This is a genomic window from Anabaena sp. WFMT, assembly GCF_051781005.1.
GTDB lineage: Bacteria > Cyanobacteriota > Cyanobacteriia > Cyanobacteriales > Nostocaceae > Anabaena.
The window spans coordinates 110,444-126,024 of sequence record NZ_JBPWOA010000032.1; the positions used below are offsets into that span (position 1 = coordinate 110,444).

The 15,581-nt window shown below is 37.2% G+C and carries 12 protein-coding genes and 1 pseudogene; 5 read left to right on the plus strand and 8 right to left on the minus strand.

Annotated elements, in window-relative coordinates:
- The first annotated feature begins 43 nt into the window (after positions 1–43).
- Both ACSQ6I_RS20650 and ACSQ6I_RS20655 read left to right on the plus strand, forming a co-directional pair.
- Positions 44–322: a hypothetical protein gene (locus tag ACSQ6I_RS20650; protein ID WP_438892171.1), complete on the plus strand. Its 279-nt coding sequence runs from the start codon at positions 44–46 to the stop codon at positions 320–322.
- Between the two features lie 94 nt (positions 323–416).
- Positions 417–1,403, plus strand: coding sequence for a metal ABC transporter solute-binding protein, Zn/Mn family (locus tag ACSQ6I_RS20655; protein ID WP_438892172.1), 987 nt, complete (start codon positions 417–419; stop codon positions 1,401–1,403).
- A 60-nt stretch (positions 1,404–1,463) separates the two neighbouring features.
- On the opposite strand, the pseudogene ACSQ6I_RS20660 reads toward ACSQ6I_RS20655, so the two are convergent.
- From ACSQ6I_RS20660 to ACSQ6I_RS20670, 3 genes and pseudogenes are all read right to left on the minus strand, one after another.
- A pseudogene (locus ACSQ6I_RS20660) lies at positions 1,464–2,492 on the minus strand (cytochrome P450); the annotation flags it as partial.
- 45 nt (positions 2,493–2,537) lie between these two features.
- Positions 2,538–3,598 (minus strand): ISKra4 family transposase gene (locus ACSQ6I_RS20665; RefSeq protein WP_438892032.1). Its coding sequence is split into 2 segments (ribosomal slippage): positions 2,538–3,442 and positions 3,442–3,598, totalling 1,062 coding nucleotides; the frame shifts between segments, so codons are not numbered across the junction.
- A gap of 27 nt (positions 3,599–3,625) precedes the next feature.
- Entirely contained in the window at positions 3,626–4,036 is a 411-nt protein-coding gene (locus tag ACSQ6I_RS20670; protein WP_438892173.1) for a cytochrome P450, read from the minus strand.
- A 165-nt stretch (positions 4,037–4,201) separates the two neighbouring features.
- Between ACSQ6I_RS20670 and ACSQ6I_RS20675 the strand changes: the two genes are divergently transcribed.
- Positions 4,202–5,500: a cation:proton antiporter gene (locus ACSQ6I_RS20675; protein ID WP_438892174.1), complete on the plus strand. Its 1,299-nt coding sequence runs from the start codon at positions 4,202–4,204 to the stop codon at positions 5,498–5,500.
- 147 nt (positions 5,501–5,647) lie between these two features.
- Here the strand turns inward: ACSQ6I_RS20675 and ACSQ6I_RS20680 are convergent, their stop codons facing one another.
- On the minus strand, positions 5,648–6,760 hold the full coding sequence (locus ACSQ6I_RS20680; RefSeq protein WP_438892175.1) for a saccharopine dehydrogenase family protein: 1,113 nt from the start codon (positions 6,758–6,760) through the stop codon (positions 5,648–5,650).
- Positions 6,761–7,385: 625 nt separating this feature from the next.
- Between ACSQ6I_RS20680 and ACSQ6I_RS20685 the strand changes: the two genes are divergently transcribed.
- The gene (locus ACSQ6I_RS20685) at positions 7,386–7,991 is read left to right on the plus strand and encodes a hypothetical protein (protein ID WP_438892176.1); all 606 of its coding nucleotides are present in this window, start codon (positions 7,386–7,388) and stop codon (positions 7,989–7,991) included.
- 468 nt (positions 7,992–8,459) lie between these two features.
- Here ACSQ6I_RS20685 and crtO read toward each other — a convergent pair whose 3' ends face one another.
- From crtO to glgA, 4 genes are all read right to left on the minus strand, one after another.
- Positions 8,460–10,154: a beta-carotene ketolase CrtO gene (gene crtO, locus ACSQ6I_RS20690; RefSeq protein ID WP_438892177.1), complete on the minus strand. Its 1,695-nt coding sequence runs from the start codon at positions 10,152–10,154 to the stop codon at positions 8,460–8,462.
- A gap of 101 nt (positions 10,155–10,255) precedes the next feature.
- A complete protein-coding gene (locus ACSQ6I_RS20695) occupies positions 10,256–11,017 on the minus strand; it encodes an LmeA family phospholipid-binding protein (RefSeq protein WP_438892178.1) in 762 nt (253 codons plus the stop codon).
- 245 nt (positions 11,018–11,262) lie between these two features.
- A complete protein-coding gene (locus ACSQ6I_RS20700; protein ID WP_438892179.1) occupies positions 11,263–12,645 on the minus strand; it encodes a cytochrome P450 in 1,383 nt (460 codons plus the stop codon).
- Between the two features lie 202 nt (positions 12,646–12,847).
- On the minus strand, positions 12,848–14,329 hold the full coding sequence (glgA, locus tag ACSQ6I_RS20705) for a glycogen synthase GlgA (protein WP_438892180.1): 1,482 nt from the start codon (positions 14,327–14,329) through the stop codon (positions 12,848–12,850).
- Positions 14,330–14,934: 605 nt separating this feature from the next.
- On the opposite strand from glgA, the gene ACSQ6I_RS20710 reads away from it, so the two are divergent.
- Positions 14,935–15,147 (plus strand): hypothetical protein, encoded by a 213-nt coding sequence (locus ACSQ6I_RS20710; protein ID WP_438892181.1) that lies wholly within the window; start codon positions 14,935–14,937, stop codon positions 15,145–15,147.
- Positions 15,148–15,581 lie beyond the last annotated feature (434 nt).

Genomic DNA, 15,581 nt, shown 5'->3' on the forward strand with positions numbered 1-15,581 from the left:
TAATTGGTTATGCTGTATCAGCAGCAGCCTCTGAGGGTGAACTATGAACATAGCTAAATTGATCTTGCTTGCTTGTCATGTATTTCTCGCATCTCTACTGCTGGTAGTTAGTCCAGCCCACGCATCTACTAAAATGAAATCTGCACCTGTTTCGCAGATAATTGTTGTTGCATCTGCACAACCGAATCCCGAATTAATAGCACCAAATTTAAACCAAGCAAACAATCCAATTGTTGATCATATTGGTTGCACTTGTGGTACTTGTGTACAAGCTAATTTTCAAATGTTGCAAGGTAAGTTACCTGCTGCTGGCTTTCAATAAAGTTAGGCGTTATGAAAATTTTTAAGGCACACTCCTAATGTTGTGCCTTTATTAATTTATAAAACTAGTACAGTATCGCACAAATAACTCTCCAGTGAAATATAAAAACTTATTAAATAATGCAGGGTTGATTTTAACAATTGGATTTTTGGGGTGTGGAAATCAATTTACAAATACAACATACACACAATCTAATCAATCCAATAGAATTAATAAAAATCTTCCTCAAGTTGTCGCAACGAACAGTATATTGTGTGACCTAACTAAACAGGTCGCCGGCACAACCATCAACCTTACTTGCTTGATTCCCCCTGGTATAGATCCGCGTATTTATCAACCGACACCAGAAGATATCCAAGCCATTGAACAAGCTAATCTTATTTTCTATCATGGCTATAATTTTGAACCAGGTTTAATTAAAATTATTACATCAACTAAAAACCGTTCCCCTAAAATAGCCGTCGGTCAACGTGCCGTATCTGAACCCCAAAAAATTCAAAAAAATGGGAGAAATTACACTGAACCACATATTTGGCACAACGTTAAAAATACCATCAAAATAGTAGAAGTAATTCATGGTAATTTAGGTAAAATGTCACCCAAAAATGAAAAAGAATATAGCAATAATACCAAAAAAATAACAAATGAATTAAACCAACTACATAGCTGGATAAAATATACACTTACTAGTATTCCCACTAAAAATCGAAAATTGCTGACAACCCATGAAGCAATGATTTATTATGTCAAAGCTTACAATCTTCCCTATAGAGAAGGTTTATCAAGTATTAGCGACCAAGATAATTTAACAAATACAACAGTAAGAAATTTGGCTCAATATATTCAACAGGCTAAAGTACCAACAGTTTTTGCTGATACAACAACTAACCCCATGCTACTTAAGCCAATTGCCAAAGAAGCAAATGTGAAACTTTTCTCCAGACAACTTTATATTGATGGACTTGGTAAACCTGGTAGTGATGGAGAAACCTATCAAAAAATGATGGATGCCAATACGCGTAGTATTGTGGAAGGACTAGGTGGAACCTATCTAAAGTTTGTGCCGAATAATGTCAAATAAAGGGCGGGCTTTCCCAGCCCCTACAAGCCTGGCGATGAAAAAGTTAAATACTGATTTTAACTAAACTCCAACAACACTTTTCACCTTTTCTCTTTTTCCAGTTGCAATCAACCATTTACCACCAGAAGGTGCTAAAGTTACTCCCCGACGCATAGGTTTAACAGGAATATTATCAACCAAAGCTAAATCTAATTGTGATAACAAAGTAGCTAAAACTAACTTCATTTCAAACATCGCAAACGCCATACCAATACAGGTACGATTTCCACCACCAAAGGGAATATATTCATATTGTGAAAACTGCCTTTCTAAAAAGCGTTCTGGCTTAAATTTCTCCGGTTCTGGATATAAATCTGGACGGCGATGAGTTAAATATATACAAGGTGCAAGTAATATACCTGGTGCAAATTCATGACCCATAATAGTTGTTGGTGACTTCACTATCCGAGGTAAAGTAATCATGGCAATCGGGTAAATGCGTAAAGTTTCCTGACAAACAGCAGTAAGATAAGGCAAGCGAGAAACTTCATTTAAATCTGCATTTTCACCAATACTATTTAACTCATTTATCAGCTTTTCCCGAACTGTTGGTAAATGATGAATCCAATACAATGCCCATGTTAAAGCTGAAGCTGTAGTTTCATGACCAGCAAATAACAAAGTCATCAATTCATCACGTAACTCTGAATCCGTCATCGCTTCCCCATTCTCATCCCGTGCTGATATCATTAATGAAAGAATATCGCTGCGAGATGAATCAAAATTATCTCTGCGTTCCTGAATTTCAGTCTGGAGAAGTTGGTCAATTTTCTTTCTCTGACGTAAAAACATTCCCCAAGGACTCCACGCGCCTAAATCTACTTGCAGTGAAGGGAAAAATGTTACAGCAGAACGCAAAGGAGAACCAGATAAATTTAGCAGGGAACTCACAAGTTCTTCTAATTCTCGAAAACGTTCTCCCTCACATAAACCAAAAACAGCTTGCAAAATCACTTTCAAGGAGATTTCTTGCATTGAGTCCCGAACAGAAAAAGGTTTGCCAATTTCCCAATCATTAATCACTTGTTTTGTAATATTAGTGATAATTTGAGGGGAGCATATCAACTTTGTTAGAACAAAAGAACTAAACAGGCTCTAAAGCTTGGCGTTGAGATAAGCACAGCGATGCTTGAGGACTTGAGAGACATTCGATTCATTCCATTGTGCGCCAGAGATTTTTAATCGGCGATCTATCTGTTTGATAGTAGACTCGACGGCACCAGAACCAATAGAACAAATACCCTCGGTTTGATAATAATCATAATTGACAATTCGATGGCGATGAGTTTCCAAATACTGACAGAAATTTTGAGCTTTTTTAGATTGAAGTGGAGATATGAGAGCGAGAGTTTCATCAACTTTTCCTAGCCAAAGAAAAGTTTCCGCAGCTTTGAGTCGCTTGAGAGAACCACCTACTTTATGTAGATTTTCAACAAGATGAAACCAATCTAAAATCTCCCGTCTTTCCCCTGGACAATTAAATTGTCGAATTATCTTCCAAATTCCCGGATGTCCATCACCTAAACAGGTTAATGGATCTGCCAAATGTTGTTGATTTACCCAATCGATTAAAGATTCATTTTCACCCAATCTAGCTACTTTTATTCCTTGGTTAATGCAAATAGCTTTATAGTCTTTCCAGAGGCATGATTCTCCTTTTTGTTCAGTCCTAAGCCTTACCTTTCCACCGTCCACGCTAATTTCTTCTATTTCTTTTTCGTCTCCTATTTCGGGAAACTCATAACGCTGAACGATTCTTTGTTGTGTACTAGCAGAAATCGACATCCCAGTATATTTATAAATATCTTGTGCTGCATTTTCATAGGATACATTTGCACTTGCTCTCAAGCAACATTGCTCTAAATAAGGACTTATTTTTTGATTGTTTTCTAGTTTTAACTTTCGTGCTTGTTTTTCACTGACTGGCAATTCTCCAAGAATGCTTTTTATTATTCTTACTCTTCCCGATGAAGTTCCTGTTGCTTCTTTGAGAAAAAAACCCCTAATTCTGGCGTAATATATTCTAAAGTCTGCGCTCTAATTGTTTTTTCAATTCCTGCTAAACTCTCTAATTCTTCAGTTTTTGCTTCTTGATATAGAATTCCTGCTATGGCTTTGAGATGCTCCTGGAGTTTTTTCTGATTAGCTGGTTCCATGATTGAGTGGGGGATTGATTTCTTCCTTTATTTTCGCTGATTTTTACCCCTACCTGCTAGTTCATCTGTTCTAACAAACTTGAGATGCTCCCTAATTTGAGCATAGGCTTTCATCCGTTCTCCATGAAATGGCGGTGTTAATAATCGTCTCTGACGTTGGTGAGTTTTACCATCTATCAGTAGTAAAGAATTTTCACCCACTAAAGGCTTGAGAAGTCCATTTCCCCTTCCTGAATCAAAATACTCTGGTGGAGTTGTAAAAATTTCCTGAATCGCTTGGGGGTTAGTAATAAAAACGATTGGTTGTTCACCTGTCAGTCGGAGTGTAAAAAATTCACCATGCGCCTTTACAGATGTTTCCATCAATTGTAAAGGATTAAAAACCCACTGAAGACGTTGTATAAATCTTGAAGTTTGGGATTCACCTGGTAATTGCATAACAAAAATTACTAACTATAAGTTATTTATTTTCTCACTAGGCTAACAAATCTATCCATAAATTCCAAATATTTCCACAAAGTCTACCTTTGGGTGATTTATACCTAAAATTAGATGTGATTAACTTACCAAGGTAGCAATTATTTTTTATACAAAAGAAAGTTTATGGTAGATATTTATATTCTTGATTTGTTGGTAATTGGTCTGCTTTTACTGATTGTTACTTTAGCGTCAGGTTGGATTTCGCGTCTACCTCTTTCTTTTGCCATGATCTACCTAATGGTAGGGATTTTTTTGGGGCCTTATGGCTTAGGACTGATTCAATTACGTCGTGATGAATTATTCAACGCCGAATTACTAGAAAGACTAACTGAATTTGTGGTGATTGTTTCGGTATTTAGTTGTGGCTTAAAAATAGTTACACTGCTAAAGTGGAAATTTTGGAATATTACAGCGAGACTGATTGGATTATTAATGCCAATTTCTATTTTTTCCCTGGCTGCTGTGGGGAAATTCTGGTTAAGTATGAATTGGGGTGAGGCGATTTTATTAGGTGCAATTCTGGCTCCAACTGACCCTGTATTAGCCTCAGAGGTGCAATTAACTGATACAAATGACGAAGATGAGTTACGCTTTGGTTTAACTTCTGAAGGAGGATTAAATGATGCTTTAGCTTTTCCGTTTGTTTATTTTGGTATTTATGCCCTCAAAGATAGTAATTGGTATAATTGGTTGGGAAAATGGGTCGCAGTGGATGTAATTTGGGCGATCGCATCTGGTATCGTTATGGGACTGATTGTCCCCTTAGTCATAGTATGGATTGATAAAAAAATCCAAAAATCTCGTCCTGTTGATGACATAATGGAAGATTTTGTGGCTATTAGCACGATTTTGCTAACTTATTCTTTAACAGAAGTTGTTAATGGCTATGGATTTTTAGCAGTATTTGTGGCAGGGTTAGCTGTCCAAAGAAGTTATACAAATCCCCAAAAGCCTCTTGCACAATTAGAATTTATTGAACGATTAGAAAAGCTATTAGAAGTTGGTCTAATTTTGCTTTTAGGAACAATTTTATTATGGGAACCCATGTTTAATTATGCTACCCAATCTTTTTTAGTGATAAGTTTGCTATTTTTAGTGATTCGACCTGTGGGAGTATGGGTTAGCACCATTGGTAAACGTCCTCTCAATTCTCACCGTCGAACTTTCAATCCTGAAACTCGCTGGCTATTTGGTTGGTTTGGTATTCGGGGTATAGGTTCTTTATATTATCTTGCCTATAGCTTAAGCAATGGTTTAAAAGGTGAGGCTGCTGAAGAAATTGCCTGGATAACTTACACGACTATTGTCGTTTCTGTGATTGTACATGGAATTAGTGCCACTCCGTTAATGAATTGGTATGAGCGTAATATTGCCAATGGCACAAAATCTCATATTTCTGCGACAATTGATGAATTTGAATAACTTTAATTTACATAAAATTATGTTGTAATTACCTCAGCAAAATTAATTATACATTTTCTCAAAAAATTGAAATCCCTGTCATCTTGTTCTGTTCCCAGTTCCCTTAACGAAATGTGCAATTTAATTTATTTTGCCCGCCTACTTGTATTATATTGTTACCCAATGGGAATTAATTTGTATTTCCCGTTCTTGCATAATCTCTGTAAATAAATTTGTAGGTAATGCTGCTTCTACAGGTGAAACTCCAGGGTGGTTGAGTTTACCTTCTAGTAATAATTTAGCAATACTACCAGTACCTATACCAGAAGCAACAGCAGTATTTTCATGCATTAAAATTGAAGCATAAACAACTGTTTTACCATCTTTTTCTCCTGTTACTTCGGCTCGTACTGCTACTCCAATTCCAGTGAAAATATTTGTAAAATCGGTCATGCTATGACTAACATGAGACAAAAATTCAATCATATAACGGCGCTGCATTAACCATTTTGGAAAAATATGGGCAGCTATCCAAGTCAGGTGGTTGTAAAAATCAGGAATTGATCCAAATTTAGTAATTACAGTTTTCACTGTGGGAAAAGAATGGGGTAGTGTGATAGTTTCTGGCATATCAAACCAGTAAACTCCACTAACTCCATAGGGTGACGGAAAGTTAATATTTTCTTGGTCAGAATAAGGTTCAACTAAACGCCATTCGCGGTTTATCCAAGCTTCAAAAGGATGTTGTAAACCTAGAAAAGTTGTTCGCATGACGGTAACACCAGCACCACCAGAACCAGAGACTAAATAACTTAAATGGATTTTTTCGGCGACATCAAATTGCTCGATTCCTTGGCGGACTAAGCTATTAGAAATACCAGGGAAAATACCTGTATTAATAATTGCCGTTACTCCAGCAGTAGCAGCTTTATCGTGTAAATTTAATGCCTTTTGGGTATAGGAACGATGATCACTGACATCTAAATAGTTTATACCTTGCTCAATGCAAATTTCGAGAACTTGAGTATCTCTGTAGTGAAATGGCCCGGCACAGTGGATGACAAGATTTGATTGTGCGATCGCATCCCGCAATTTTTCAACTTCAGTCAAATCCAAAACTAAAAACTGTTCTCTTCCTCCTGAAGACAAGCTTACAGCCTTTCCCGTCTCTGGAGACCGTCCAGTGATGGTAATATCTGCCTGTGTGTGGCTGAGAATATCATTAGCAACAGCGCTACCAATGCGTCCCCTTCCACCTAGAATCAACACACGATCTGTCATGACTACGGTTTGGACAACATTATCTTTATTTCACCAGATTTATGTCCCCTTTGTCATCGGTAAAAAGTCAGACAAGACTCAATACTGCTTGCTTTGGGTGAGGAATAAAAGTTAAAGATTTGATTCTTGCCCATGAAAAGTAAAAACTGACAAGTATTCCCCAAACTTCAACAAGTTTTCATCTTAACTTAATATCATCTTTATTTTTTCTATGTTAGGCTTACCGACATTACTAAAAATACAGTACCAAAATTCCTGGAGTTAATATCTTCCAGGGATAAAATTAATATGAGAAATCGGCAGATAGCTTTCAAGATAAGATAATTTTCTCTGCCGAATAAACATCTTAATTAGCATCTACGCAACTTTTTTGGTACTCAGACAGGGGAATTTTATCAACTTTTGAGCAAGGATAGCAAAATATCTATTGCTCATCACACATGAAACTAATAATCAACATTTTTAGCTCAATAACTGAATTGATGTCGTAGCTAAAATATCAAAATCAAATTCACTTCACTTTTTCAAAACTATTGAGGGTTATTCACTAATGGTAGTTACTTTTAGGAAAACAATTCGTGATCTAGTGTTCAGTAATCGCCAACTCGCAAAATTATACTACTCAGTGAGTTTAACTCAACCTGTTCTACCGCATTGGGTTGGCGCTGATTACTACCGCACAAAATCATCATGGGAATTACAACCTAATCTCTGTCCATGTGATATTGAACTGAACGAGTATTTGCAAAAGTACAATATTCAGGATAAAAGTATATTTCATTTCGGTACAGGCGCTCATCATATTTTGGGTTTAGAAAATCAAAAACTTGACAGTCCCAATGAAATATTTGGCATTACAGCTTCCATTCCTGAACATGAAGAATATATTCGTATCTGCCGAAAAAATCGCCAACTTGCCAAATTTTATAAAGTGATTTGTACGGATATATACACTCTAACTGCTCGTTTTTTACCTATGTTAGATGTGGTTTCACTCTTTCATATTGGTGAATTTTATATGCCAGAAGAAGCTCCTTTTGTACATCATAATGATGAATCTCTTGTTGAGCTATTTTTGAGTAAGTTGAATCCTGACGGAAAAATTTTGTTTTACACGCAGTCAGTTGGTTGGGGTAAAGCTGAAGAAGTCATCGAATTATTTACAGCCCAAGGAAAAATCAAAAAAATTGAGGAATACAAGAACCTATTGGTTTATTCCAAGAATAACTAAAAACGTAAGAATTCAGGAGTCAGGAGTCAGAATGTTTGATAAATCGGTAGATGATCGAATAGAGATCTTTTCTGTAACCGTTAACAAGCTGACTGCTGATAGCTGAATGCTTAACCTAAAAACGCCTAAGGAGCTTTCGTTGGTGTCAAATTAAGGCTCTGCCTTCCTTTTGTAACAGATATAGGCAGAGCCTTTGTGATAGCATTGCCAGCAGGATAAGGGACTTCCAAGAAATAAATTATCCCGATTAACGTTCGCGGAGCGTGGCGTTAGCCATACCGCAGAGGCGCAGAGGACACAGAGGAATAAGGGTTTGAGAGATTTTTCGCGTTAGGTGGTTGAGTGTTTTTTTATTTGGAAGTCCCTAATTTATTGTTTGATATTCCCTTACTAACAGTAAAATAATATTAGGTTTTCAACGGTTTGCTTGACTGTTAAATGCTGCTGTATTTCAGCCATAACATAATCCTATCCAATCCCAAACACAGAACCCACAGTAGACTTCAGCGAATTTCCTGCATCCTTTAAAGTCTGACTAATTGGATGCTTGGTTTGCAAAAATACCCTTGCACAATTGCGTCCTGGCATACCCGAAATTGAACCACCGGGGTGTGTTCCCGCGCCAGTTAAAAATAGATTATCAATGGGGGTTTTATAATTGGCTAATTCTGGCAAAGGTCGGAAAAATATCATTTGATCCATTGTCATATCAATATGATAATAATTACCCTTGTAAGCACCTAATCTTTCACCTAATTCTGCGGGACTTTCCACACGTCTAGCAATAATTGATGTTTTCAAATTTGGCGAATAAGTCGCTAGTTTATCAACTACCCTGTCTGCAACTTTATTTTTCAATTCATCAGTCCAACCCGTACCTTTTAAACCTGTACCTTCTGCACCTGCAATTTGATAAGGAGCAAAAAATTCAATCCATACAGTGTGTTTACCTGGTGGTGCTAAACTAGGGTCAAGGAAACTGGGCATGACCACATACATTGATGGGTCAGAGTCGGGAATTTCTCCTAATGTACATTTGCTATGAGCCTGTTCTACATGATTCATGGAATCGGCAATTAAGATAGAACCAATGAGATATTCATCTTTGTGGGCGTGATAGGGAAAATGTAGAGGTTGATCTAAGGCTAAATCTATCTTCAGGATAGTTTCATTGTTGTTAATAATGCGGCGTTCTAATCTTTCCCATAATTCAGAATCAACTGCATCAATATCACTTTTGTCAGTCATTTGTAAAAATAAACGTTGGGCATCAATATTAGAAATTACTCCATATTTAGCCCGGTATTCTTGACCACCTGCAACCCTCACACCTACAGCTTTAGCATCATCAATTAAAACTTTTTCAACGTGCTGGTCTGTGAGAATTACCCCGCCTTTACTTGTGACTAAATTCACCAATGCTTGCACCAATGCACCTGTACCTCCGCGAGGTCTAGCCATACCGGGATTATGACGCATTGCCATCATCATGACACCAATTGCCAGGTTTTTTTGTGAAGGGGGTGCACCAAGTTCGGAAGCTAATCTAGCAAGTGGTGCTTTGAGAAATTCTTCATCAAACCATTCATTGAGAATATCTTCAGCACTATTCAACATGGTACGCACAAAATCAAAGCTTTTGGATGGAGAACCAACTACTGAAAATAAATCTTTAAACTTCTGAATGTTGTAGTTTCCAAAAATATCTATAATTGATTTTGGTGGGGCATTAAACATAGGAATCATGGCATTAATAGCCCGTTGCCAGTAATCTGTAAATTCCGCATATTTTTTAGCATCACGTTCATTGTAACGAGCAATTTCTGCACAGGTTTTTTCTAATGATTTATGAGCTAAAAAATACTTACCATCTGGGTGTGGACAAAAAACTACTGGGTCACATTCTAGATATTCCAAGCCGTATTTTGTCAATTCTAATTCTTCAACAACTGGTCCTAAATGAATAAATTCATGGTCAATAGCACACAAGTTAAACTTAAATCCTGGTGCTTGATCTGGGATACATTCTTCTGTTGTGGCAGCACCACCGGGAACAGGACGCTTTTCTAAGAGCAGGACGCTATAGCCTGCTTTGAGTAAATAAGCAGCACACACTAAACCATTGTGTCCTGCACCGATCATTACAACATCATATTCTTGCATGAATTTTATGTTCAAATAAACAAACTTTTTAAGGTGAGTCAGATTTTTATAAATTTACAGCATTTGTTATTTATAAAAATTAATATTGACCAAGGTCGATCCTAATCAGGAGAAAGAATAGTTTCCATTGAAGGAATTTGTTTTATATGGGCTTTGAGTATCAGGATTAAACTACCCTTTTTTACTTCCATATCTATGATAGAAAATACCATATTTTCCCACTCCCAGTCAGGTAAATTGATTATTTCTTTAATTTTCTGCATAGCGGCTGCTATTAATTCTACTCTTATCCCTTCTCCTTCCGTACAATGAAAACTCTTCAACCTGGGTGGTTTTGTCTGAGTTCGGGGATGAGCGATCGCATGATAACCTAAGATATGAGTATTATCCTTGTCTTTGAGCCATACCTTACCTTTAAATTCTAGTTTGCTATCACCGGGTAAAAATACCTGCATTTCTTGCGGTTCAAAGCTGACAATTTCCCCATCTACATTTAACTTAAATTGTCTCACCCACCTGTTAATCATCTCTGAAGTTAAAGCATCGTTAATATCTGCTTCCGTGAGAACAATGCGAAAATTAGAATTGACTGGCTCATTAAGTTTAAGTTGACCAAAAATCACACTTAAGGGATTAATAGAAATTCTATCTGTTTGCATTTTTATATCTTGGACACGGATTTTGTCTTGAATTACCAACCCTTGTCCGGCAAGTTCAACTTTATCTACCTGTCCCTGAAATAATTTACCAATATCAGTTTTTATATCTATATCTATTTGTTCTACTTCATCTAATTCTTCAGATATTCTTCTTTTAGCTTCCTGAGATAGTAATTTTTCCTCAAAAGTTGGTTGGTCTGACATAAAAAAATATTTTTATAAGTTTCTACTACTGGCTAATGTATACGCTGATTCCTAAGAATAGTATCTATAGTGAGACATAATTCAATTGGTAGATTGTATCATGTTCATTTGACTACTGATCATATTTGCTTAGGCTGGCAATTGGTAATTGGTAATTAAGTTTTGCAACGGAGATTTTGCCAGAGAAACTCCGCCACAAAACTTGTCACTTAAGAGAGCTTATTAACTTAAACTGCCAGAATTAATTACATAACACTGGTTTCTAAGGTGCGAGATTTCGCCTGACGCTGACTCTTGACGACCATTTGAATAGGACGGTCTGGCCCCGTCACTAAACCACGGCGTTTTGGTTTTATATCACGAGTATTAGCTAGTTCTAATTGCCAACCACTCAGAATTTTAGCTAATACTAACTTCATTTCAAATTGGGCAAATGCTAGACCAATACAACGTCTTGCACCAGCACCAAAAGGTAGAAATTCATAGGGTGAAAATTGTTTTTCTAAAAAGCGTTCTGGGTTAAATTGTTTGGGGTTGGGATAAATATCTTCTCGGTTGTGGGTTAGATAAATTGAACCCATGATGACTGTACCTGGTTCGAGTTCATGACCACACAAAGAAATAGGCGTTTTTACTCGCCTGGGGAAAGTCAACATTCCGATTGGGTAAATCCGTAAGGTTTCGTTACAAACAGCGGTGAGATAGGGCAATTTAAAGATGGCATTGGAGTCTAGATTTTCGCCTAAAGCATCTATTTCTGGCAATAATTTTTGCCGAACTTCCGGTAGTTTATGAATCCAGTATAAAGCCCAAGCGATCGCAGTAGCTGTGGTTTCATGACCTGCTACTAACAAAGTCATTAATTCATCACGTAATTCTACATCACTCATAGGTTCGCCAGCTTCATCTCTGGCAGCCATGAGTAAACTGAGGATATCTGTGCGCGACGGGTCAGGATTTTCTCGCCGTTCCTGAATTTCTTCATAAATGAGTTGGTCGGCTTTATCTTGCTGCCGCTGCTGTTTTTCCCAAAGTTGGGAGATACCAATCACATCTTTTAAAGCGGGAAAATAAAGTACGGCAACTCTCCAAACCGCACTACCTACTTCTAAAATTTCGCACAGTAAATGTTGTAGCTTTTCAGCACGCTCCCCTTCATAGAGTCCAAAGACAGCTTGCATCATCACACTGAGGGTAATATCTTGAGTAACTGTACGGGCATTGAAGGGTTGATTTAATTGCTGCTTATTGATAGTTTTCTCAGTTATATCACCCATTAAGTCAGCATAATTCCGCATTCTTTCTCCATGTAGAGGCGGCATCATTAACTGGCGTTGTCTTTGGTGTTCTGCGCCACTGAGTGAAATAACAGAACGCTTCCCCAGTAAATATTCAAAAATGCTATTCAACTCTCCTGGGGCTTCTAATTCTTTGGTATCATTGCTTAAAACCTGCTGCATTGCTTCCGGGCTATGGATAAAAACTAGAGGAGGTAAATTTTTTTGCAGCTTGAGAGTGAAAATGTCTCCGTAGGTTTTGGCACATTCTTCCATGTAGAGCATGGGGGCGAATACCCAGCGGAGCATTTGCAAAGTGGCTGGGGTTTTAGGGCTGATTGGTAGAGGCATAAAATTTTGATTAGCGTAAATCTATCTTCTTATCTTCTTATAAATTAACTGAAAAACTCAGAGTGTTTTCATTCACAGATAAAAAGTAAGGCACATTTAACAATGCAGGTTTAATAATGACTGGATATCTCCAAAAATTAAATCTACTTTTGTAGAGACGTTACATAGAACATCTCTACTTTTTTTGCAGATGTCTACTGAGTTACCATTTGTGTTTTACCCAGTCATAAATCTCTAAATATTCGGCTCCGGGAGCATTCCATGAATAGTCATAGTCCATACCCTGAATAGCTAGTTGCTGGAACTGTTCAGGCTGCTGATACCACAAATCAATTGCTCTTCCCATTGCTGACTCTAAGGCTTGGTTATCCATTTCATAAAATACATAACCATTGCGTTTTTCTGGAGGTAGATTTTGGTCGTAATCTCGGTCAAAGACTGTATTTACCAACCCCCCAACACCGCGCACAATGGGAACAGTACCGTATTTTAAACCAATCATTTGAGTTAACCCACAAGGTTCATAATTGCTAGGAACAACAATCATGTCTGCACCAGCATAAATAAGGTGGGATAATTCTTCATTAAAACCTAGTTCTAAATGCACATCTGGGTTACTGTTTAAAAATTGTTTTTCATGTTGGAAATGAGCATTGATTGCTGGTTCTGTGGCTGAACCGAGTAATACAAATTGCGCTCCTTTACTGAGGGCATAATAAATGGCGTGATGAACAAGATGCACACCTTTTTGATTATCTAATCGACCGATGTAAGCCACGATGGGTTTTTTATCATCATGGGCTAACATTAGCCGTTCTCGTAACGCTTTTTTGTTATATGTTTTTTGTTCAAAGTCATCCCGGCTGTAATTATGGAGGATGTAACTGTCAATTTCTGGGTTCCAAAAATCATAATCAATGCCGTTGAGAACTCCAGTGAATTTCTCTTTTTGTAAATGTAATGTATGACCTAAACCACAGCCTACGTCACTGGTTTGGGCTTCTATAGCATGGTTGGGTGAAACTGTGGTGAATGCGTTGGAATAAACAATTCCCCCTTTCATAAAGTTTAAAGCAAAGGGGTTAAAGTTATCACGGAGCTTATCGTATTGGAAGTAATAAGATGGTTGATTTAAACCTGTTCCTTTGAGAGTTTCTACACCACCCATACCTTGATGTTTAAAGTTGTGAATGGTGTAACAAACTCGTTGATATTCCATGCCATGATATTTGTAAATTTCATAAAGCATGACGGGAATTAATCCGGTTTGCCAGTCGTGACAATGAATGATATCTGGTCTTTTATTGCTTCTGAGTAAAAATTCTAAAGCTGCTTTGCTGAAAAATGCAAAACGCATATTATCATCATCGCAACCATAGTAACAACCCCGATTAAAGAAGTTGTCTTCACTATGAGGTTCAATGAAGAAGCATACTCTTCCATGTACCCAACCGCAGTATACTGAACAATGGATTGCTGCTCCATACCAGGGAACCCACAAGTTGAGGTAGGCATCATGTAACCCCCAAATATGGTCATAGCGCATACAATCGTACATAGGCAAAATCAGCTCGACTGTATTTCCTCGATTCTCTAATTCTCTGCTGAGTCCATAAACAACATCCCCTAACCCTCCGGCTTTAATCACAGGAGCGCATTCTGAGGCAATTTGTACTATGTACATTCCTAGCCCTCGCTTCACAAAACTTTATGTTGATTATATAGTAGTATATGACAAATATACTCATTGACAACCAGGTGATGGAATGATAATACCGGGATAGATTTATGAATTTTCAGGGGAAAGGGGAAAGGGGAAATTACCCACCCCTTTGTTATGGAACTCTATCCCAAGAATTACTACAAAAGCATCAAATTTCCAGACAAAACGTATTGAATTATGTCCTTGAATCATGTGCATAAAGCTTTACTATATCGAAATTTTGTATTATTTTAATTTGGTAATCTTCAAATACAGCAGAATTCAGGAGTCAGGCTTCGCCGTGAGCGTCATTGATCTACAATCTGCTGTATAAGATAAGAATTGATTTGCTAGAAAAATGCTTTAATTTATGACCTTAGATTAGATTTTTTGATTTTATTTTCATCTTAATTTTCTAGACAAAATTCTTGTAATTATGTCCTAAGATAATGTGCATATATATTTATTTATATCGAAAGTTTATATTACTTTAAATCTAGTTGGGTAGAAAACATAAAAAACAGTTAACTCTCAAGTGAGGGAAGAAGATAATGAAAAGAATAATTGCCGGCTTGAAGACTCATAAGGTGAACACCCTTTTTCGTGAACTATCACCAGATGAAATAGAGACTGTATCGGGGGGAATAATGGGGGCCGGTTTGGAGATGATTAATACTAATACTGCTGATGTGCAAAATGCTGGCAGTATCGTTGACACTAATGCTCAAGCATTTACCATCCATGAGAATAAGGTCGGCACTGTGGATATGTCCAGATCAGTATACATTTGGAGTTTGTAATTAATGATTAGTATTAAGGTGCTGGCACTAATTCTACAGTGCATTGCAAGTAAATAGGTAGAAAACATAAAGAACAGTTAACTCTTAAGGTAGAGAAGAAGACAATGAAAAGAATAGTAATTACCGACTTGAAGACCAATCATGTGAACACCGCGTTGCATGAACTATCTCCGGCTGAAATAGCAACTGTATGGGCTGGTTTAGAGATTAATACTAATACTGCTGACATAACAAATGCTCACAGTAATATTGAGAAGACTTTTGAAACATTTAGCAACCATGATAATAAGATTCACACTTGGGATATGTCTAGATCGATATATATAAGAACAATTCATTAGGGATGAATTATTGTTAGTCAATCATTCATATTAATGCGCTGACGCTACAAAGACTTTACTTATTGGAGGGTAAAATACTGGCTTTTTAGGGCA

Bases quoted from the DNA above. Each gene is read 5' to 3' on its own strand.
- ACSQ6I_RS20650 (WP_438892171.1), top strand. From the start codon at position 44: ATGAACATAGCTAAATTGATCTTGCTTGCTTGTCATGTATTTCTCGCA.
- ACSQ6I_RS20670 (WP_438892173.1), bottom strand. From the start codon at position 4,036: ATGCAATTACCAGGTGAATCCCAAACTTCAAGATTTATACAACGTCTT.
- ACSQ6I_RS20675 (WP_438892174.1), top strand. From the start codon at position 4,202: ATGGTAGATATTTATATTCTTGATTTGTTGGTAATTGGTCTGCTTTTA.
- ACSQ6I_RS20680 (WP_438892175.1), bottom strand. From the start codon at position 6,760: ATGACAGATCGTGTGTTGATTCTAGGTGGAAGGGGACGCATTGGTAGC.
- crtO (WP_438892177.1), bottom strand. From the start codon at position 10,154: ATGCAAGAATATGATGTTGTAATGATCGGTGCAGGACACAATGGTTTA.
- ACSQ6I_RS20695 (WP_438892178.1), bottom strand. From the start codon at position 11,017: ATGTCAGACCAACCAACTTTTGAGGAAAAATTACTATCTCAGGAAGCT.
- ACSQ6I_RS20700 (WP_438892179.1), bottom strand. From the start codon at position 12,645: ATGCCTCTACCAATCAGCCCTAAAACCCCAGCCACTTTGCAAATGCTC.
- glgA (WP_438892180.1), bottom strand. From the start codon at position 14,329: ATGTACATAGTACAAATTGCCTCAGAATGCGCTCCTGTGATTAAAGCC.